This window comes from Pseudomonas sp. ICMP 8385 (assembly GCF_002699915.1).
In the GTDB taxonomy this organism is placed as follows: Bacteria; Pseudomonadota; Gammaproteobacteria; order Pseudomonadales; family Pseudomonadaceae; genus Aquipseudomonas; species Aquipseudomonas gessardii.
This window is the reverse complement of sequence record NZ_LKBY01000124.1, coordinates 43,907-62,492: the sequence shown is the minus strand read 5'-3', so window position 1 is coordinate 62,492 and position 18,586 is coordinate 43,907. Positions and strand designations below refer to the sequence as shown.

Annotated in this window: 17 protein-coding genes and 1 riboswitch; of the genes, 9 read left to right on the top strand and 8 right to left on the bottom strand. The window is 62.5% G+C overall.

What is annotated here, in order from left to right; translation table 11 throughout:
* Positions 1-105: 105 nt before the first annotated feature.
* From AO268_RS24450 to AO268_RS24440, 3 genes are all read left to right on the top strand, one after another.
* Positions 106-996, top strand: a complete 891-nt coding sequence (locus AO268_RS24450) for a LysR family transcriptional regulator (protein ID WP_099170115.1) — start codon at positions 106-108, stop codon at positions 994-996.
* 223 nt (positions 997-1,219) lie between these two features.
* Positions 1,220-2,536, top strand: a complete 1,317-nt coding sequence (locus tag AO268_RS24445) for an MFS transporter (RefSeq protein WP_099170114.1) — start codon at positions 1,220-1,222, stop codon at positions 2,534-2,536.
* Between the two features lie 71 nt (positions 2,537-2,607).
* The gene (locus tag AO268_RS24440) at positions 2,608-3,591 is read left to right on the top strand and encodes a M14 family metallopeptidase (protein ID WP_099170113.1); all 984 of its coding nucleotides are present in this window, start codon (positions 2,608-2,610) and stop codon (positions 3,589-3,591) included.
* 1 nt (position 3,592) lies between these two features.
* Here the strand turns inward: AO268_RS24440 and cpdA are convergent, their stop codons facing one another.
* The 3 genes from cpdA to AO268_RS24425 all read right to left on the bottom strand — a co-directional run bounded on the left by cpdA (position 3,593) and on the right by AO268_RS24425 (position 5,564).
* Positions 3,593-4,408 (bottom strand): 3',5'-cyclic-AMP phosphodiesterase, encoded by an 816-nt coding sequence (gene cpdA / locus AO268_RS24435; RefSeq protein ID WP_076961599.1) that lies wholly within the window; start codon positions 4,406-4,408, stop codon positions 3,593-3,595.
* Positions 4,409-4,506: 98 nt separating this feature from the next.
* Positions 4,507-4,956, bottom strand: coding sequence for a DUF1249 domain-containing protein (locus AO268_RS24430; RefSeq protein WP_076961600.1), 450 nt, complete (start codon positions 4,954-4,956; stop codon positions 4,507-4,509).
* On the bottom strand, positions 4,947-5,564 hold the full coding sequence (locus tag AO268_RS24425) for an NUDIX domain-containing protein (protein ID WP_099170112.1): 618 nt from the start codon (positions 5,562-5,564) through the stop codon (positions 4,947-4,949). Before AO268_RS24425 ends, AO268_RS24430 begins: the two co-directional genes overlap by 10 nt.
* A 202-nt stretch (positions 5,565-5,766) precedes the next feature.
* On the opposite strand from AO268_RS24425, the gene AO268_RS24420 reads away from it, so the two are divergent.
* Positions 5,767-6,513, top strand: a complete 747-nt coding sequence (locus tag AO268_RS24420) for an RsiV family protein (RefSeq protein ID WP_099170111.1) — start codon at positions 5,767-5,769, stop codon at positions 6,511-6,513.
* Positions 6,514-6,631: 118 nt separating this feature from the next.
* Here AO268_RS24420 and thiC read toward each other — a convergent pair whose 3' ends face one another.
* The gene (gene thiC, locus AO268_RS24415) at positions 6,632-8,521 is read right to left on the bottom strand and encodes a phosphomethylpyrimidine synthase ThiC (protein ID WP_076961603.1); all 1,890 of its coding nucleotides are present in this window, start codon (positions 8,519-8,521) and stop codon (positions 6,632-6,634) included.
* Between the two features lie 150 nt (positions 8,522-8,671).
* Positions 8,672-8,777, bottom strand: a riboswitch (TPP riboswitch).
* 196 nt (positions 8,778-8,973) lie between these two features.
* On the opposite strand from thiC, the gene AO268_RS24410 reads away from it, so the two are divergent.
* Positions 8,974-10,413, top strand: a complete 1,440-nt coding sequence (locus AO268_RS24410) for a TolC family outer membrane protein (RefSeq protein ID WP_076961604.1) — start codon at positions 8,974-8,976, stop codon at positions 10,411-10,413.
* A gap of 28 nt (positions 10,414-10,441) precedes the next feature.
* Here the strand turns inward: AO268_RS24410 and waaA are convergent, their stop codons facing one another.
* Together waaA and AO268_RS24400 are read right to left on the bottom strand one after the other, a co-directional pair.
* On the bottom strand, positions 10,442-11,719 hold the full coding sequence (waaA, locus tag AO268_RS24405; protein ID WP_076961605.1) for a lipid IV(A) 3-deoxy-D-manno-octulosonic acid transferase: 1,278 nt from the start codon (positions 11,717-11,719) through the stop codon (positions 10,442-10,444).
* Positions 11,720-11,742: 23 nt separating this feature from the next.
* On the bottom strand, positions 11,743-12,633 hold the full coding sequence (locus AO268_RS24400) for a LysR family transcriptional regulator (protein ID WP_076961606.1): 891 nt from the start codon (positions 12,631-12,633) through the stop codon (positions 11,743-11,745).
* 105 nt (positions 12,634-12,738) lie between these two features.
* On the opposite strand from AO268_RS24400, the gene AO268_RS24395 reads away from it, so the two are divergent.
* From AO268_RS24395 to AO268_RS24380, 4 genes are all read left to right on the top strand, one after another.
* Positions 12,739-13,074, top strand: coding sequence for a DMT family transporter (locus AO268_RS24395; RefSeq protein ID WP_099170110.1), 336 nt, complete (start codon positions 12,739-12,741; stop codon positions 13,072-13,074).
* Between the two features lie 85 nt (positions 13,075-13,159).
* On the top strand, positions 13,160-14,335 hold the full coding sequence (locus AO268_RS24390; RefSeq protein WP_099170109.1) for an FAD-dependent oxidoreductase: 1,176 nt from the start codon (positions 13,160-13,162) through the stop codon (positions 14,333-14,335).
* Positions 14,332-15,144 carry an aldo/keto reductase gene (locus AO268_RS24385; RefSeq protein ID WP_099170108.1) on the top strand — a complete coding sequence of 271 codons (813 nt, stop codon included), beginning with the start codon at positions 14,332-14,334 and terminating at the stop codon, positions 15,142-15,144. The genes AO268_RS24390 and AO268_RS24385 overlap by 4 nt, the downstream gene beginning before the upstream one ends.
* Positions 15,145-15,185: 41 nt before the next feature.
* Positions 15,186-16,151, top strand: a complete 966-nt coding sequence (locus AO268_RS24380; RefSeq protein WP_076961610.1) for a metal ABC transporter ATPase — start codon at positions 15,186-15,188, stop codon at positions 16,149-16,151.
* A 27-nt stretch (positions 16,152-16,178) separates the two neighbouring features.
* On the opposite strand, the gene AO268_RS24375 is transcribed toward AO268_RS24380, so the two are convergent.
* Positions 16,179-17,108 (bottom strand): NAD-dependent epimerase/dehydratase family protein, encoded by a 930-nt coding sequence (locus AO268_RS24375; protein WP_076961611.1) that lies wholly within the window; start codon positions 17,106-17,108, stop codon positions 16,179-16,181.
* Between the two features lie 11 nt (positions 17,109-17,119).
* The gene (gene hldE / locus AO268_RS24370) at positions 17,120-18,556 is read right to left on the bottom strand and encodes a bifunctional D-glycero-beta-D-manno-heptose-7-phosphate kinase/D-glycero-beta-D-manno-heptose 1-phosphate adenylyltransferase HldE (protein WP_076961627.1); all 1,437 of its coding nucleotides are present in this window, start codon (positions 18,554-18,556) and stop codon (positions 17,120-17,122) included.
* Positions 18,557-18,586 lie beyond the last annotated feature (30 nt).

The following is an 18,586-nucleotide window of genomic DNA, read 5'->3' as shown; positions in this document are numbered from 1 at the left end:
AGGGGCGCAGTTTACAGGGAACGGGGGGGTTGTGGGTGCAGCCCATCGCCGCTGGCGGTACTATCGGTTGCGCCGCGTTGATGAGCCGCCAGGCAGGAAAACCGCATGCAACTTGAATGGCTTGAGGATTTTATCGAACTGGCCCGCACCCGCAGCCTGTCGCGGGCCGCCGAAAATCGCTGTGTCACGCACCCGGCGTTCGGCCGACGGATCCGGGCGCTGGAGGAATGGGTCGGCACGCCATTGATCGAGCGCAAACAGCCCCTGTCACTGACGCCTTGCGGCGTGCTGTTCCTGGATGCCGCCACGCAATCCCTGCAATTGCTGAACACCGTCAGGGCGCAATTCAAAGGCAGCCCCCTGAGCCGCGACGAGCCTGTACGGATCGCCACCGGCCGGACCCTGGCCAGTGATTTTTTCCCGGACTGGTACGAGTCACTGCACCAGCGCCTGGGCAACTTTGCGGTGTCATTGGTCACCAGCGGGGCGCAAGAAGCGATCAGCAAGTTGGCCGCCGGCGACGTCGACCTGCTGTTGAGCTTTTCCAGCCCATTGACCCAGACGCTGTTGGACCCGGAGCGTTTCGACTCCCGGGTACTGGCCCGTGAGGAACTGCTGCCGGTCAGCGCGCCGGACGCCAAAGGTCAAGCGCGGCAGCAGATATCCGCCAACCACAGCGCCCTGAGCATCCCCTGGCTGGCCTTCTCGCCCTCCCTGGCCCTACGCGGCGTGCTGGCCCAACACCTTGAGCAGCTGCCCCAGCACCTGGCATTGCGCATGGTCTACCAGGCTGATTCCTATGACGCCATTCTGGAAATGGCCAAGCGCGGCAGAGGCCTGGCGTGGCTGCCGCGCATGGTGGTCAAGGCTGCGCTGGCCTGCGGCGAGCTGGTGATTGCAGGCGGCCCCGAGTTTCACGTCGGCTTCGACGTCTCGCTGCATCGCCTGCGCACCAACCAGAGCGAAATGGTCATGAGGATCTGGGAAGGCCTGTGACGCGGTCGTTGCCTCAACGTCAAGATGCGTAAAACCCAACGCCTACCGGCCCCGTGCCAAAACAGCTCAAACCTGTGCCGAAACGGCAATTGCCGTTCATGCGCACTTGATTCACTTTCATCCGGGCTTTCACCCATAACAATTAATGCCTTCGATCTCGCCAGGCCGCGCTGCGGTGCGGCGAATCCGAATGCCAACAGTGAAACAGACCTGGTGCACACTCATGACAGTCCCATCATCCGCCCTATCATCGGCACAGGCTCCAACCCAGCGAGGCCCATGGAAAGAGATCATCGCTGCCAGTGTCGGCAACGCGTTGGAGTTTTATGATTTATTGATCTACGGCTACTTCGCGGTGGTCATCGGCAAACTGTTTTTCCCGTCGGATAACGAAACCACTTCATTGTTGCTGGCCGTAGGTTCGTTCGGCATTTCCTTCCTGATGCGCCCGCTGGGCGCCATTGTGCTCGGCGCCTACACCGACAGGGCCGGGCGAAAGGCTTCGTTAACGATGTCGATCATGATCATGCTGATCGGCACCGCAATAATTACCTTCGCCCCGACCTACGAGCAGATCGGCCTGGCCGCGCCGCTGTTGATCATCGTTGCGCGCATGCTCCAGGGGTTTTCTACGGGCGGTGAGTTTGGAGCGGCGACTGCGTTTATGGTCGAGCACGCCGATGCCAAGCGCCGGGGGTTCTTTGCCAGCTGGCAGTTGTCGACCCAGGGACTGGCGACGGTTTTGGCCGCGGGTGTCAGTGCACTCCTCAGCTATGTGCTGTCGGACGTGCAGTTGAACGACTGGGGGTGGCGTGTGGCATTCGGCTTCGGCCTGCTGATCGGGCCCGTGGGCTTCTATATTCGTACGCAAATCGATGAAACCCCGGACTTCAAGAAAAGCGCCGCCAGCACAGCGCTCAAGACACCGCTGCGAGACGTGCTGGTCAAAGGGCACGTCAGCCTGTTGCTGGCTATCGGCGTGGTGGCCGGAGCAACCGCCTTCAACTATGTACACAAGCTGTACATGCCGATCTATGCCTTTAAACAACTGAATATCACGGCCACTTCGTCGTATCTCGGCGCCCTGATGACCGGCATCACGCTGATGCTCATGGCCCCGGTATTTGGCGGTTTATCCGATCGCCACGGACGGTTTCGGGTACTGACCATCGCCTTGCTGATTACCGGGCTGTCGTCTTATCCGATGTTCGCACTGCTCAATGCCTTCCCCAGTTTTTCTACATTGCTGGTCGTGCAAGCGCTTGTCGGGTTGTTGATCGCCGCCTGCCTGGGACCGATCCCGGCGATGCTGGCCGATATCTTCCCCACCAGCATTCGCGGGACCGGCCTGGCGCTGAGCTACAACTTTTCCGTCACCCTGTTTGGTGGTTTCGCACCGTTGATCGTGACCTGGATGATCGACGCCAGCGGCAGCAAGCTGGCCCCCAGTTTTTATGTGATGACGACCATTTTGATCAGCGTACTGGCGATTGTCTGCCTGGGCCGACGCATGCGCGGCACCCAGCCAAGCGCCAATTAAGCCAATGCTTGCTGCTTGTCGCGCCCTAATCCCGCGCGACAAGTGCCCCCACCGGTCAGTTGGAGACTGAAATGAAAACCCTTGAGCAGGTTCGTGCAGCACTCAAACCCTACCCCGTGGAAGTCCGGTTCCCTGACCTGAGCCAATGGAAAACCGGCAACGCTGGAATCGACTATATCCACAGCTTCGACAGCGGCAAGCCAGGGCCCCATGTGCTGATCATGGCGCTGACCCATGGCAATGAAGTCAGCGGAGCAATCGCGGTGGACACCCTGTTGCGCAGCGGGGTGCGACCGCGCCAGGGGCGATTGTCGCTGGGGTTCGCCAATATAGCGGCCTATCAACGCTTCGACCCACAGGACATCGATGCGGCCCGCTTTATTGACGAGGACATGAACCGCGTCTGGCTGCCCGCAACCCTCGACGGCCCGCGCGACTCCGCCGAATTGCGCCGCGCACGGGAGTTGCGACCGCTGATCGACAATGTGGACTTGCTGCTCGATATCCACTCAATGCACGAAGAATCCCCGCCGCTGATGATGTGCGGCGCCTGCGCCAAAGGCCTGGCGTTCGCCCAATCATTAGGTGTACCGGCAACCATCGTCGCGGACGCCGGCCATGCCAACGGCCAGCGCATGCGGGACTACGGCGGGGTTGGCGATGCCGCCAGCCACAAAAATGCGCTGCTGATCGAGACCGGCCAGCATTTTTCAAAAAAAAGCGAATACGTCGCCCTCGATGTGGCGGCACGTTTCCTGATCGCGACTGAAACAGTCGCCGAAACCAACGTGTCGAGGTTTCTGCGCCAGGAAAACCCCGCACCCCAGCAATGCCTGCAAGTCACCGAGCCCGTCATCGCCCACGGTATGGACTTCCGTTTCACCGATGACTTCCGTGGCCTGGAACGGATCACTCACGCAGGAACGGTGATCGCCCGGGACGCTCAGCGCGAAATTGTCACGCCGTACGACAACTGCGTGCTGATCCAGCCTTCGCTGCGGCATCTGGGGCCAGGCATTACAGTGGTGAGGTTAGCGCGGGACTACCCTCAATAGATCAGTAGCCATTGCTACCGTAATCGACGGTGAATACAAACCCCTGGACCCGCTCCACGCCGGTTTCCAACCGGCCATCGGCATGCAAACGCAGCCAGCGATAGCCGGGGGCCTGTTCGCTGACCTGGAAATCCTCACTGCCCGGGGCGAACTGGATGCAGGTCGACGGCGACGCCAACAGGCGCACGCCCTGGCGCTCCCGGTCGATTTCCTGGTGCACATGCCCCCACAGCACCGCCCGCACCTGGGGAAAGCGGTCGAGCACGGCAAACAGCGCCTCGGGATTGCGCAGGCCAATCGGCTCCATCCAGGCGCAACCAATGGACACCGGGTGATGGTGGAAGCACACCAGGTGATGACGGCCCGGTGCTTCGCTCAAGGCCTGGGCCAAGCGTTGCAATTGCACATCCGCCAGATAACCCGGCACCGAGCCCGGCACGGCGGAGTCCAGCAAAATGACCCGCCAGTTGCCCACATCCACCACCGGCTCCAGCAGCGCGCTGCCCATGGTCGCCTGGGCCATGACCTGTGGTTCATCGTGATTGCCCGGAATCCAGCGCGCCGGGGCGCCGATCTGCTGGCTCAGGTCGCGAAACTGCTGGTAGGACTCAAGTGTGCCGTCCTGGGACAGGTCGCCGGTGGCCAGCAGCAAATCAATCTGCGGCTGCTGGGCCAGGACCAGGTCAATCACCCGTTGCAGGCTGTCGCGGGTATTCATGCCCAGCAGCGTGCCGCCGGCCTCGGCAAACAGGTGGCTGTCGGACAGTTGCACCAGCAACACCGGCACATCAGGGTTCACGGTGGATACGCTCGGCAAGGCGTTCTCCCAGGGCAATCACGAAAAAGGGACAATGGGCGCAATTATGCTGGGGCAGGACACAAAGAGGAAACCCGTGAAGCGCACGCCGTTCACCTCTAGCGCACGACTTCAAACTCATGGCCCAGGGCCAGGCAATGGCTCAACCATTCGCCGAGGAACACATTGAGCTGGGCTTTCTCATCGGGCTGGTGCATGAACACATTGGGGTAAGGATAGATGCTGCGAAAGCGCCGCGCATGTTCGGCGCTGACCACTTCGGCCATCCGCGCATCGTGGTACACCTGCACTTCCAGCTGCGGCACCGGCAGCCATGGCAGGCTGTGCTCCTGGCGCACGCGCAGGGTGCTGGTGTACGGGCAGGTGAGGATGACTTCCAGGTTCAGCACGCCGAGCATCTGGTCGCCGTGGGTCACGGCGATCCGTCGCGCTTCGGGCGTGTGGCGCATGTCCGGCAACAGGCGCATCAGCCGTGCATAGTTGGCCTCGCAAGCAGCTTGCAAGCCGATCAGGTCGACCCGGTAGCGTTCCCGTGCCTTTACTGCCATAACCCCCTCACTTCCGCGCGATTAAGCGCAAGCCATTGCAGGGCGATAATGCTGGCTGCGTTGGAAATCTTACCGTCGCGTACCGCTTGCAGGGCATCTTCAAAGGCCCAGACAGTGACGCGGATATCTTCTGCTTCTTCGGCCAGGCCATGGATCCCGCCGGCACCGGTACTGTCGCAACGCCCCAGGAACAGGTGGACGAGTTCGGTGCTGCCACCCGGCGACGGGAAATATTGGGTGATTGGCCACAGCGCAGAGAAGGTCAGCCCAGCTTCCTCCTCGGCTTCGCGGTGCGCAACCTCCTCCGGTTGCTCGTCCTTGTCGATCAGGCCGGCCACCATCTCCACCAACCAGGGGTTGTCGGTGCGACCCATGGCACCCACGCGGAACTGTTCGATCAGCACCACTTCATCGCGTTGCGCATCGTAGGGCAGGACACAGACGGCATCGTGGCGCACAAAAATCTCGCGGTTGATCACCGGGCTCATGCCGCCGTCGAACAGCTCGTGGCGCAGCTGTACACGATCAAGCTTGTAGAAGCCCTGGTAGGCATTGTCGCGCTGAACCTCTTCAAACCTGGTCGGCGTCGATTTCGCACTGTCGGTCATATCAACCCTCGTTTATTGCGGTGTGTGTCTTGGCATCGCGCCATCCTACAGCGCACGCGCCCGTCGGTGCAGCCCCTTTCCTGTTGCCGGGACAGGCGGCGGCGGTCAAACTCACTGTAATCAGCTTAGTGGCGAACTGACTGGGATGCCGACAGTCGAAGCCCCATATCTTTCGCTCTTCTCCGCTTTATGAAGGACGCCCATGTCGCTGTTAAAAGTCGCCTCCGTGGCCTGTATTGCCCTGACCCTCGGCGCTTGCCAGAGCCTGTTCCAACCCAGCTACCGCGCACCGCTGGAAGCCACCCGCGATGCCTCCGAGGTGGTGCAACCCGGCTGCACCGCCGCCGATTGCCCACTGGTGAACATCGATACGGTGCATTTCGCCAACGAGCCCAAGCTCGATGCCCTGATCGAGCAACGCTTGCTGGAAATGACCCGCACCGCCCCCGGCGCGCCACTGCCAGCCTCGCTGAATGCCTATCGGGAAAAATTCCTACGCGAGTCCGGCCCGCGCAACAGTATGTATTTGCAGGCCAAGGTACGGGAGCAGCATGACGGCTTGGTGATCATCGAACTGTCCAGCTACCTGGACACCGGCGGCGCCCATGGCGAACCCGGTCGTGGCTTTATCAACTACTCGCGCCAGCAGCAGAAAAACCTGACCCTGACGGACATGTTGCGCCCCGGCAAGGAAGATGCGTTCTGGAAAGCCGCCCAGGTGGCCCACAACAGCTGGCTGATCAGCACCCGCCTGAGCCTGGAGCCGGAGTACGTGAAAAGCTGGCCCTTCCAGAAAACCCCGAACGTGGCGCTGACCTACGGCGCGGTGGTGCTCAAGTACCCCACCACCACCATTGCGCCCTACGCCATGGGCCACGTCGAGTTGCAGATTCCTTACGCGCGCCTCGACGGCATCATCAAGCCTGAGCTAGTGCCTGCACGCCGCTGAAGATTGATCGTTCCCACGCTCCGCGTGGGAATGCCGCGTTGGACGCTCTGCGTCCGCGTTGTGACGCGAAGCGTCACGGGATGCATTCCCACGCAGAGCGTGGGAACGATCATTGGGGTCAGACCTTTTTGTAGAGCTGACTGCCCTCCTGCTTGAACCGCTGCGCCTGTTCGGCCAAGCCCTTGGCCACATCCACGTCCACCGCTTCGATGCGCTGGTTGGCCGCGTATTCGCGCACTTCCTGGGTGATTTTCATCGAGCAGAATTTCGGCCCGCACATCGAGCAAAAGTGCGCGACCTTGGCCGAGTCCTTGGGCAGGGTTTCATCGTGATAGGAGCGTGCGGTGTCCGGGTCCAGGCCGAGGTTGAACTGGTCTTCCCAGCGGAACTCGAACCGTGCCTTGCTCAAGGCGTTGTCGCGGATCTGCGCGCCGGGATGGCCCTTGGCCAAATCCGCCGCGTGGGCCGCGATTTTGTAGGTGATGATCCCGGTCTTCACGTCATCCTTGTTCGGCAGGCCCAGGTGTTCCTTGGGCGTGACGTAGCACAGCATGGCGCAACCGAACCAGCCGATCATCGCCGCGCCGATCCCCGAGGTGATGTGGTCGTAGCCGGGCGCGATATCGGTGGTCAGCGGGCCCAGGGTGTAGAACGGCGCTTCGTCGCAGCACTCCAGCTGTTTGTCCATGTTCTCCTTGATCAACTGCATCGGCACATGGCCAGGGCCTTCGATCATGGTTTGCACGTCGTGCTTCCAGGCAATCTTGGTCAACTCGCCAAGGGTTTCCAGCTCACCGAACTGCGCCGCATCGTTGGCGTCGGCAATCGAGCCCGGACGCAGGCCATCGCCGAGGGAGAAGCTGACGTCATAGGCCTTCATGATTTCGCAGATTTCGTCGAAATGCGTGTAGGTAAAGTTCTCTTTATGGTGCGCCAGGCACCACTTGGCCATGATCGAGCCGCCCCGGGACACAATGCCGGTGACGCGCTTGGCGGTCAGCGGTACATAGCGCAGCAACACGCCAGCATGAATGGTGAAGTAATCGACGCCCTGCTCGGCCTGTTCGATCAAGGTGTCGCGGAACAGCTCCCAGGTCAGGTCTTCGGCGGCGCCGCCGACTTTTTCCAGGGCCTGGTAGATCGGCACGGTGCCGATCGGCACCGGCGAGTTGCGGATGATCCACTCGCGGGTTTCGTGGATGTGCTTGCCGGTGGACAGGTCCATCACCGTGTCCGACCCCCAGCGAATGCCCCAGGTGAGTTTCGCCACTTCTTCTTCGATGGACGAACCCAGGGCGCTGTTGCCGATATTGCCGTTGATCTTCACCAGGAAGTTACGGCCGATGATCATCGGTTCCAGTTCGGTATGGTTGATGTTGGCCGGAATGATGGCGCGGCCACGGGCGATTTCTTCGCGCACGAACTCCGGGGTGATGATTTTCGGCACGCTGGCACCAAAGCTGTGGCCGGCGTGCTGCTGCTCGAGCAGGCCACTGGCGCGGGCTTCTTCGAGCTTCATGTTTTCGCGGATGGCGACGTATTCCATCTCGGCGGTGATGATGCCCTGGCGCGCGTAGTGCATCTGCGTGACGTTGGCCCCGGCCTTGGCGCGGCGTGGGTTTTTCACGTGGGCAAAACGCAGGGCGGTCAGTTCGGCGTCGCTCAGGCGCTGTTGGCCGAAGTGCGAACTGAGGCCCGGCAGGCGCTCGGTGTCGCCACGGGATTCGATCCATGGCGAGCGCACATCGCCCAGGCCTTTGCGCACGTCGATGATGACATTCGGGTCGGTGTACGGGCCGGAGGTGTCGTAGACCACCACCGGTGCATTGATCTCACCGCCGAAGTCGGTGGGGGTCACGTCCAGGCTGACTTCGCGCATCGGCACGCGGATATCCGGGCGAGTGCCCTGCACATAGACTTTTTGCGAGCGGGTAAAGGGCTGCACAGATCCCGAGTCAACCTTGGCCGACTCACTCAAATGCACGGTGTTTTTTAGTTTTGTACTCATCACGGGCTCTCCAGACACATCCAGGCAGTGGATTTTTGTCGGAGCGAACCTGTGACGGATGGACGCACTGGAGGCAGTGCTGTGCTTGGTGCACGAGGGCTGTTCGATTGTCGAACAACATCCCGGACGAAGCACAAGAGGACTCGCCGGGTGACGAGAAATCTTGTTCCCTACGCAGGCGCTAACCTGATCAGGTTCAACGGGATCCGGTATTGACCGATCTCAGCCTCATAGCAAGGCACCCCGACAAGAACGCGGTCAGTCTAGACCATGGAGCAGGCAAATTGCCAATAGCGGTGCATTCAGCATGATGAATGGCGCAATTACAGGATTGTTGTGCCGGGGTGCGACCACTACACTCGGCTCCTGCCTCAGCGGCTTGACGCTATGGATTGCTCGTCGTAGCCTTGGGCGCTAAATTATTGTCGTAATATTTATCTAGGGATCGCCTCATGCTGCGCAAACTTTCACTGGCTCTTGCCGTGTCTTGTGCGACCAATGGACTGGTCTGGGCAGCAGAAGCGCCCTTGTCGACCAAAACCGACCTGGTCAGCGTCTACCAGGAAGCGGTGGACAACAACGCCGACCTGGCCGCCGCCCGCGCCCAATATGGCGCGCAGAAAGAAGTGGTGCCCCAGGCCCGCGCCGGCTTGCTGCCCAACCTTTCGGCCGGGGCCGACGTGAACAACGTGCGCACCCAGATCGATACCCCGTCGGCTACCGCCAATCGCGACGCCCATACCTGGCGCGCGACCCTGAGCCAGCCACTGTTCCGTGCCGACCGCTGGTTCCAGTTGCAAGCCGCCGAAGCCGTCAATGAACAAGCCGCCCTGCAACTGTCGGCCACCGAGCAGGAATTGATCCTGCAAAGTGCCGAAAACTATTTCGCCGTGTTGCGTGCCCAGGACAACCTGGCCTCGACCAAGGCCGAAGAAGCCGCCTTCAAACGCCAACTGGACCAGTCCAACGAGCGTTTCGACGTGGGCCTGTCGGACAAGACCGACGTGCTGCAATCCCAGGCCAGCTACGACACCGCGCGGGCCAACCGGATCCTCGCCCAGCGCCAGGTGGATGATGCGTTTGAAGCGCTGATCACCCTGACCAACCGCCAATACAATTCGATCCAGGGCATCGTCCATACCTTGCCGGTGTTACCACCGGCACCGAACGATGCCAAGGCCTGGGTCGACACCGCCGGGCGGCAGAACCTGAACCTGCTGGCCAGCAACTATGCGGTCACCGCCGCCGAAGAAACCCTCAAGCAACGCAAGGCCGGCCACGCGCCGACCCTGGACGCGGTGGCGCAATACGAGAAAGGCGACAATGACGCCCTCGGTTTACGCAACCCCAATGCCTTCGGTCAGCCTTATGGCGGTGATGTCGAGCAGCGCACCATCGGCCTGCGCCTGAACATCCCGTTGTACAGCGGCGGCCTCACCAGCTCCCAGGTGCGCGAATCCTATTCGCGCCTGGGCCAGACCGAACAGCAACGCGAGGGCCTGCGCCGCCAGGTGGTGGAAAACACCCGCAACCTGCACCGCGCGGTCAACACCGACGTCGAACAGGTGCAGGCGCGCCGCCAGTCGATCATCTCCAACCAGAGCGCAGTGGAAGCCACGGAAATCGGTTACCAGGTGGGCACGCGCAATATCGTCGATGTGCTGGATTCGCAGCGCCAGCTCTACGCGTCGGTGCGCAACTACAACAACAGCCGCTATGACTACATCCTCGACAACCTGCGCTTGAAGCAGGCGGCGGGGACATTGAACCCGGGGGACTTGCAGGACCTGGCGCGGTACCTGAAGGCCGACTACAACCCGGACAAGGACTTCCTGCCGCCGGACCTGGCCAAGGCTGCGGCCGAACAACTGAAGGCCCGCCCTGGTAACTAAACCCACCACATAAGCCAGCTCCCACAGGTCAGGCTTTGAGCAGTCTGTCCAAGCCATCGAGCAAACGCTTCAACGCGCCCTGGTTGGCCTGCATCACCTTGAGCCCCGCCTGCGCCATCTTCTGGGCATCCTGCGGCAGTTCAAACAACTGCCGCACCGCCTCGGCCAACCCTTCAGCATCATCCACTGCCTGCAACGCCCCGGCCTCGCGCATCAGCGCGGCGATTTCGAGGAAGTTGAACAGGTGCGGACCGCTGATCACCGGCTTGGCCAGCGCCGCCGGCTCCAGCAGGTTATGCCCGCCATTGGGCACCAGGCTGCCGCCGACGAAAGCGCTATCGGCCAAGGCGTAGAGAAACAGCAACTCGCCCATGGTGTCGCCCAGCAACACCGAGGTCTCGGCATCGACCGGCGCGTCGCTGGAGCGCTGCACCGTGGCAAAACCCTGCTGTTGGCACAGCTCCAGCACTGCGTTGAACCGCTCTGGATGACGGGGCACCAGGATCAGCAGCGCATTGGGGTAGCTGGCCAACAGTTGCCGATGCGCAGCCAGCACCACGGCATCTTCACCCTCATGGGTACTGGCGGCGATCCACACCGGGCGCTCGCTGGCCTGCCACTGTTCGCGCAAGGCCGCGGCACGCGCCAGCAGTTGCGGGTCGATGCTCAGGTCAAACTTGATCGAGCCGGTGACTTCAACCGTTTCGGCGCGCGCACCCAGGCTGCGAAAGCGCTCGGCCTCGGTGGCGGTCTGCACGGCAAACAGGCTCATTTCTGCCAGCATCGGCGCCGTCAGCTTGGCGAAACGTGCATAGCCCTTGGCCGAGCGTGCTGACAGCCGCGCATTGGCCAGGGCCACGGGAATCCCGCGCTTGGCACATTGGTGGATATGGTTGGGCCACAACTCGGTTTCCATGATGACCGCAAGCTTAGGCTGCACCCGGTCCAGAAAACGCTTGGCGGCACACGGTAAATCGTAGGGCAGGTAGCAATGCTGGATGCGCGGCTCATGGGCGAACAGTGCCTGGATCCGCTCGGAACCGGTGGGCGTCATGCAGGTGACGGTGATCGGCAACTCAGGATGACGCTCCAGCAAGCCACGGATCATCGGCGCGGCCGCGATGCTCTCGCCCACCGACACCGCATGCACCCAGATCCCGCCGGGCTTGAGCACCGGCAAGCCGTAGGAAAAGCGCTCGCTGACGCGCTTGGCGTAGGCCGGCGCCTTGCGGGCCCGTAGCCAAAGTCGTAAGGCCACCAACGGCAGCGCCAGGTAAAACACACAGCTGTAGAGAGTTCTATTCATGGCGGCGGAGTTTATCGGCTTTTTCAGCCGATCGCCTGCAAACACGCGGTAAAACGTTCGGCCAGAAAACGCGCCGCCGGGCCCAGGGGCTCATCGCGCCGCCACACCAGTTCCACCACCAGGGCCGGCGGGGTCCATTCGCTGTCCAGCTCGACCATCTGCCCCTGATACGTGGGGTATTGCACCACATGCCGGGGCAACCAGGCCCAGCCCAGGCCCCGGGCCAGCCACTCGGCCAGCACGTAGAAACTGTCGGCGCGCCACACCTGCGGGCTGGCCGCCTCGCTGCCGGGGTAGACGCTGGTCTGGGTCGACATCAGCAACTGGCGAAACTGCGCCAGGCGCTGGCAATCGACAAACCCACCCCGGGCCAGCGGATGGCCGACGCCGCACACCGTGACCATCTCCACACTGCCGACCACCCGCCGCTCCAGGGCTTCGGGGATCTGGTCGTGATAGAACAGCAACCCCAGGTCGGCCTTGCGCTCCACCAGCTTGCGTGCGACATCACCTTGGGCTGTGCTGGACAATTGCACTTCCAGGCTGGGAAATTTCCCGGCCAGCGCCTCAAGGCTGTCGAGCACCGGCTGATACAGCATGGCTTCGTCCTGGGCCAGGCGCAGTCGTGCTTCTTCGCCGCGCATCAGGGACAGGGCGCGGCCATTGAGGCGCTCACACTGGCGCAGCACTTCCCGGGCTTCTTCCAGCAGGACCGCGCCGGCCGCCGTCAAACGGGGCTGGCGACCGCTGCTGCGATCAAACAGGCTCACGCCCAGGTCGGCCTCCAGCAAGGCAATGCCATTACTCACCGCCGACTGCGCCTTGCGCTGGTCCCGCGCCACCGCCGAAAACGAGCGCTGCTCGGCGACGCTGACAAACAGGCGCATCTGCTCCAGGTTCCACTGCACACTCATTGGCTCAACCCATCTTAAATTCGGATAGGTAATGACTTTACCCCATCTATGAAGTCTCTAGAATGCCGGCCTTGTTACGCGCCCCTATTTCCGAGGAACACCCCCATGAACGCCGCCTACTACTACCTGGCCATTGCCATCTGCTCGGAAGTGATCGCTACCGTTTCCATGAAAGCGATCAAAGGCTGGAGCACGCCGATCCCGCTGCTGCTGGTTATCGTCGGCTATGGCGTGGCGTTCTGGATGCTGACCCTGGTGGTGCGCACCGTGCCGGTGGGCGTGGCCTACGCGGTGTGGGCGGGGCTGGGGATCGTCATGGTCAGCATCGCGGCGCTGTTTATCTATGGGCAGAAGCTCGATCTACCGGCGATGCTGGGAATGGGCCTGATTGTGCTGGGGGTGGTGGTGATTCAGTTGTTTTCAAAAACAGCGGGCCACTGACCTTCTACAGTTGTTGATCCTGGGCAAAGATCCCGCTGTCGAGTCTGTATACTTGGCCTCTTGTTCTGAACACTGAGGTCGCCCCATGCCATCCGTTATTTCCACCGACGTCCTGATTGTCGGCGCCGGGGTTGCCGGCCTCTGGCTCAATGCGCGCCTGCGCAGCCAGGGGTTTTCCACGCTTGTGGTGGAGAACGCGACCCTGGGTGGTGGGCAGAGCGTGAAGTCCCAGGGGATCATTCACGGTGGTGCAAAATACGCCCTACATGGCGCCCTGACCGGTGCCTCCGAAGCCATTGCCGATATGCCACGACGCTGGCGCGAAGCCCTGGCGGGCACCGGCGAGCTGGACCTGACGGGCGTGCGCCTGCTGTCCCAGGCCCATTACCTGTGGTCGCCGGGCACCCTGGCCGGCAACCTCACCAGTTTCTTCGCCAGCAAGGCAGTGCGGGGCCGCGTCGACCAGGTCAAGGGCGACGATTTGCCGCCGGCCCTGCAAGACCGCCGCTTCAAGGGCAAGGTCTATCGCCTGGCCGAACTGGTGGTGGATGTACCGAGCCTGATCGAACGCCTGGCACAACTGGCTGGCGACGGCCTGCTCGCCGGGCAACAGATCGAGCCGCTGCTGGAAGGTGGCCTGCTGGTCGGCCTGAAAGTCGATGGCCGGGCGATCCGCGCCCAGCGCATCGTGCTGAGTGCCGGCGGCGGCACCGCCGAGCTGCTGACGGCCCTGGGCCTGAGCCAGCCGGCCATGCAAAAGCGCCCGCTGCATATGATCATCGCCAAGGGCCCCGGCCTCAAACCCCTGTATGCGCACTGCCTGGGCGGCGGCACCAAGCCACGGATCACCATCACCACGCACCCGGCCGCCGATGGCAACTGGGTGTGGTACATGGGCGGCGATATTGCCGAGACCGAAGGCGTGCACCGCACACCCGCCGAGCAGATCGCCACGGCGCAAAAGGAGCTGGCACAGCTGCTGCCGTGGATCGATATGAGCCAGGTCCAGTGGGCGACCCTGCGGGTGGATCGCGCCGAACCCCTGCAAACGGGCCTGACCCGGCCAGACAATGCGTTCCTCGCCGAACAGGGCCGCCTGTTGGTGGGCTGGCCAACCAAGCTGGCCCTGGCGCCGGACTTCGCCGACCGCGTGCTGAGCGCCCTGGAACGTGACGGTATCCAGCCGACACCAAGCGCGCCGCTGCCCGAGCTGCCACGCCCGGCCATCGCCCAACCTGCCTGGGAGCAATTGTTGCCATGAGCCTGCCGACCCTGCATGACCTCCATCGCCCCCTGGGCAGCACCGGCCTGCTGGTGTCACCACTGGGCCTGGGCACCGTGAAGCTGGGGCGCGACCAGGGGGTGAAGTACCCCAATGGTTTCCAGATCCCCAATGATGAAGAGGCGCGGATGTTGCTGCGCCAGGCGCGCGAACTGGGGATCAACCTGATCGACACCGCCCCGGCCTATGGTCACAGTGAAGAACGCCTGGGGCCGCTGCTGCGGGGCCAGCGCCAGGACTGGGTGATTGTCAGCAAGGTCGGCGAAGAGTTTACCGACGGCGTATCCCACCATGATTTCAGCGCGGCCCACACCCGGCGGTCCGTGGAGCGCAGCCTGAAACGCCTGGAAACGGATTTTATCGACCTGGTGCTGGTGCATTCCGACGGCAACGACTTGCATATCCTCAACGATTGCGAGGTCTACCAGACCCTGGCGCAACTCAAGGCCGAGGGCAAGATTCGCGGTTTCGGTTTCTCGGGCAAAACCGTCGAAGGCGGGGTGAAGGCTCTGGAACAAGGCGATTGCGCGATGGTCACCTACAATCTGAACGAGCAAAACGAAAAAGCCGTGATCGATTACGCCGCCGCCCATGGCAAAGGCATCCTAGTGAAAAAGGCCCTGGCCAGTGGCCATGCATGCCTTGAACCAGGAATGGATCCAATTCATGCCAGTTTCGTCTTGTTGTTTGCGCAAACGGGCGTGGCCAGTGCTATTGTCGGCACCATCAACCCGCTGCACCTTGCCCATAACGTAGCAACCGCTGCCCAGATCATTCGCCAATCCTGATGCCGCCGACGCGGCCGACCCCGACGCAAGAAGGAGCCGACATGCCGCGAACGCTCATAAGAAAAAACCCCAGCAACTTCAAGACTCTGCCGCTGTACGTCGAAGCCACCCCCGAAGGCCTGAGCTACCAGAGCGTGGGCATGCCGCTCAACTTTGCCCAGACCCTGCAACGACGCAAGCCGGTGGAGGTGGCGGATGCCGAGCGCTTTGCCCTGGAGTTGGCCAACCTCGGGGTATCGGTGCGCCTGACCCTGCATTGGCAAAACCGCGATTACTGGGTCTTGGTGCGCCAGCGCCGGCAGGACCGGGGCGATGTGGTGCTCAAGCTGATTTCCGGCTACGTGCCGGCCCACGAACTGAACCTGCCGTTGCACACCGCCATCCAGGAAATCGCCGAGGAATGCCTGCTGGAAACCCCGGAAGGCTGGCTCGGCGGGCGTTTCAACGACACCTGGCTGCCGGCGCCCTACTCCGCCGCCCTGCATTACCGCGAGGCCTTGCCGTTTCGCCTGTCGCCGTTGTCCGGCGCCGCCCGCCCGGTGCGCTGCGCCAATATGCAGTTGATCGAGCGCCCCCGGGCCTATGTGCACCTGCCCACGGCCTCCCTGCAATTGATCTATGACCTGCGCCTGGAAGTGCCCAAGGAAGCCAAGTCCCTGAGCCTGTTCCATGTGGACGAACGCCTGGAGGGCGACCAACTGGTGGCGCGCCTGGACCGCCAGCGCCCGGACTTGTACCTGATGCCCCTCAAGGACGGCCAGCCGTGCGCCGAGCTGTATACCCTGAAGAAGGATCAACTGATCCCGGCGAGCACCCGTGGGGTGTACCTGGCCGAGAGTTTTGCCCAGCAGGAAGGCTGGTTGGTACGTGACGAGCGGATCAAGTGGAAGGATTGGCTCCAGCAACAGGGCCTGAGCGCGCCAGAGAAGGAATCGAAGTTGAAACAGCTGACCGGGCGGGCCAGGCAGATCCTGCGCAAGATGGTGCCGAAGAAGGCGGGTCGCTGAAGCAGCCCCGCCTGTGGCGAGCGATGCCTACGGGTTGAGCAGTTTCTCCAGGCCAACCTTCAACGGTGTCGGCTCAGGCAATGTGAAACTCGCCGCCAAGCGCTGGTTATTAGCCCTGGAATGCCGGATATCCCCCGAGCGCGGCGCCGTGTAGCTGACAGCCGGCAACGCGCCGACAATTTCCGACAGTGCCTGCAGCAGCTGCTTGAGGGTGGTGGTGCGGTTCCAGCCGACATTGATCGCGCCCAGAGGCGCATCGGCCATTTCCACGGCTTGCACCAGCACAGCCACCAGGTCCCCGACGTACATGAAGTCCCGGGTTTGCTCACCGTCGCCAAACACGGCAATCGGCAGGCCTTTTTGCACACGCTCGCTGAAGATGCTGATCACCCCGGAATACGGCGATGAAGGGTCCTGGCGCGGGCCAAAGATATTGAAGAAGCGGAAAATCACCGGCTCCAGGCCATGCTGGCGCCGATAGAAGTCAAAGTAGTGCTCGCTGGCCAGCTTGTCCGAGGCATACGGCGTCAACGGGGCCTTGGCGGTTTGCTCGTCGATGGAGTCGCCCTCGCCATTGTTGCCATACACCGCTGCGCTGGAAGCAAACACCACGCGCTTGACCCCAGCCTGGCGCATGGCTTCGCAAACGTTCAGGCTACCCACGAAGTTGCTCTGGTGCGTACTGACCGGGTCATCCACCGACGCCTGCACCGAAGCGACGGCCGCCAGGTGCACCACCGCCGTCGCCCCTACCGCCGCGCGCGCGACCAGCGCCGCATCGGCCACATCGCCTTCGAGCAGTTGCAGGCGCGGGTTATCCAGCGGCAGGTTGCTGCGCTTGCCGGTGGACAGGTTATCCAGCACGCGCACCGCGTAGCCCTTGGCCAGCAGTGCATCGACCAGATTGGAACCGATAAAGCCGGCACCGCCGGTAATCAGTACAAGAGCATCAGACATAGCGGTAAAACCTATTGAGCGGCATCGTTGGTTTGGCGAATTTTTTCGACAATCGCGGTGGTCGAGCTGTTTTCCACCAGCCCCAAGACTTTGACCTTGCCACCATAGGCGTTGACGATATCGGCACCGACCACCTGGTCGACCGAGTAATCCCCCCCCTTGACCAACACGTCCGGCTTGACCTGGGCCAGCAGGTTTTCCGGGGTGCCCTCGGAGAAGCTGATCACCCAGTCCACCGCGCCCAACCCAGCCAGCACCGCCATGCGCCGGTCCACACTGTTGATCGGCCGACCCGGCCCTTTCAGGCGGCTGACCGACGCATCGTCGTTGATCGCCACGATCAGGCGATCACCCTGGGCGCGAGCCTGCTCCAGGTAGGTCACATGGCCAGCATGCAGGATGTCGAAACAACCGTTGGTGAAGACGATGCTTTCGTTATGCGCCCGGGCATCGTCAATCGCCAGCAGCAATTGCTCAAGGCTCAACACGCCACGCTCCGAGCCTTCCTCACGCTGGATCGCGCGACGCAGTTCCGGGGCGCTGATGGACGCAGTACCCAGCTTGCCCACCACGATGCTCGCCGCCAGGTTGGCCAGGGCCACCGCGTGGGGCAATTCCTCGCCGGCCGCGATCGCCGCCGCCAGGGTGGAGATCACCGTGTCGCCGGCGCCGGTGACATCGAATACTTCCCGCGCCCGCGCCGGCAAGTGCATGGCCGGGTGGCCGGGGCGCAGCAGGGTCATGCCGTGTTCGCCACGGGTCACCAGCAAGGCGCCGAGGTCGAGGTCGGCCATCAGGCTGGCGCCTTTGCTCACCAAATCGTGCTCATCGACACAACCGCCGACGATGGTTTCAAATTCGCTGAGGTTCGGCGTGATCAGGCTGGCGCCTCGGTACACCGAGAAGTCCTTGCCCTTGGGATCGGCCAGCACCGGGATACCCCGGGCCTTGGCGGCCTGGATCAGCACCTGGTGGTTTTTCAATGCACCTTTGCCGTAGTCCGACAGCACCAATACCTTGATGCCTTCGAGCAACGCATCGACCTGGTCACTGAGGGCCAGGGCGTCGGTGGCAAAGGGTTCTTCAAAATCGATACGCAGCAATTGCTGGTGACGGCTCATGACCCGCAGCTTGACGATGGTCGGCTGGTGGGCAATACGCTGGAACAGGGCACGCACGCCAGCGCCGCGCAGGCTGTTGGTCAGGCTGTCGGCGGCTTCGTCGTCACCGGTCACGCCGACCAGGGAGGCCGGGGCGCCGAGTGCGGCGATGTTAAGGGCGACGTTGGCAGCGCCGCCTGGGCGGTCTTCGATTTGCTCGACCTTGACTACCGGTACCGGTGCCTCAGGGGAAATCCGTGAGGTACCGCCATGCCAGTAACGGTCGAGCATGACATCGCCGACCACCAAGACAGGGGCTTGATCGAATCGCGGCATGGACAACTTCATGGAGCAACCCACATACAAAATGAACAGGGG

What these genes read in the sequence shown, in the direction of transcription:
- waaA (WP_076961605.1), bottom strand. Translation starts at nt 11,719, where the DNA reads ATGAATAGAACTCTCTACAGCTGTGTGTTTTACCTGGCGCTGCCGTTG.
- AO268_RS24385 (WP_099170108.1), top strand. Translation starts at nt 14,332, where the DNA reads ATGAGCCTGCCGACCCTGCATGACCTCCATCGCCCCCTGGGCAGCACC.
- AO268_RS24440 (WP_099170113.1), top strand. Translation starts at nt 2,608, where the DNA reads ATGAAAACCCTTGAGCAGGTTCGTGCAGCACTCAAACCCTACCCCGTG.
- AO268_RS24390 (WP_099170109.1), top strand. Translation starts at nt 13,160, where the DNA reads ATGCCATCCGTTATTTCCACCGACGTCCTGATTGTCGGCGCCGGGGTT.
- AO268_RS24380 (WP_076961610.1), top strand. Translation starts at nt 15,186, where the DNA reads ATGCCGCGAACGCTCATAAGAAAAAACCCCAGCAACTTCAAGACTCTG.
- thiC (WP_076961603.1), bottom strand. Translation starts at nt 8,521, where the DNA reads ATGAGTACAAAACTAAAAAACACCGTGCATTTGAGTGAGTCGGCCAAG.
- AO268_RS24375 (WP_076961611.1), bottom strand. Translation starts at nt 17,108, where the DNA reads ATGTCTGATGCTCTTGTACTGATTACCGGCGGTGCCGGCTTTATCGGT.
- AO268_RS24420 (WP_099170111.1), top strand. Translation starts at nt 5,767, where the DNA reads ATGTCGCTGTTAAAAGTCGCCTCCGTGGCCTGTATTGCCCTGACCCTC.
- AO268_RS24425 (WP_099170112.1), bottom strand. Translation starts at nt 5,564, where the DNA reads ATGACCGACAGTGCGAAATCGACGCCGACCAGGTTTGAAGAGGTTCAG.
- AO268_RS24395 (WP_099170110.1), top strand. Translation starts at nt 12,739, where the DNA reads ATGAACGCCGCCTACTACTACCTGGCCATTGCCATCTGCTCGGAAGTG.
- AO268_RS24450 (WP_099170115.1), top strand. Translation starts at nt 106, where the DNA reads ATGCAACTTGAATGGCTTGAGGATTTTATCGAACTGGCCCGCACCCGC.
- hldE (WP_076961627.1), bottom strand. Translation starts at nt 18,556, where the DNA reads ATGAAGTTGTCCATGCCGCGATTCGATCAAGCCCCTGTCTTGGTGGTC.
- AO268_RS24400 (WP_076961606.1), bottom strand. Translation starts at nt 12,633, where the DNA reads ATGAGTGTGCAGTGGAACCTGGAGCAGATGCGCCTGTTTGTCAGCGTC.
- AO268_RS24445 (WP_099170114.1), top strand. Translation starts at nt 1,220, where the DNA reads ATGACAGTCCCATCATCCGCCCTATCATCGGCACAGGCTCCAACCCAG.
- AO268_RS24430 (WP_076961600.1), bottom strand. Translation starts at nt 4,956, where the DNA reads ATGGCAGTAAAGGCACGGGAACGCTACCGGGTCGACCTGATCGGCTTG.
- AO268_RS24410 (WP_076961604.1), top strand. Translation starts at nt 8,974, where the DNA reads ATGCTGCGCAAACTTTCACTGGCTCTTGCCGTGTCTTGTGCGACCAAT.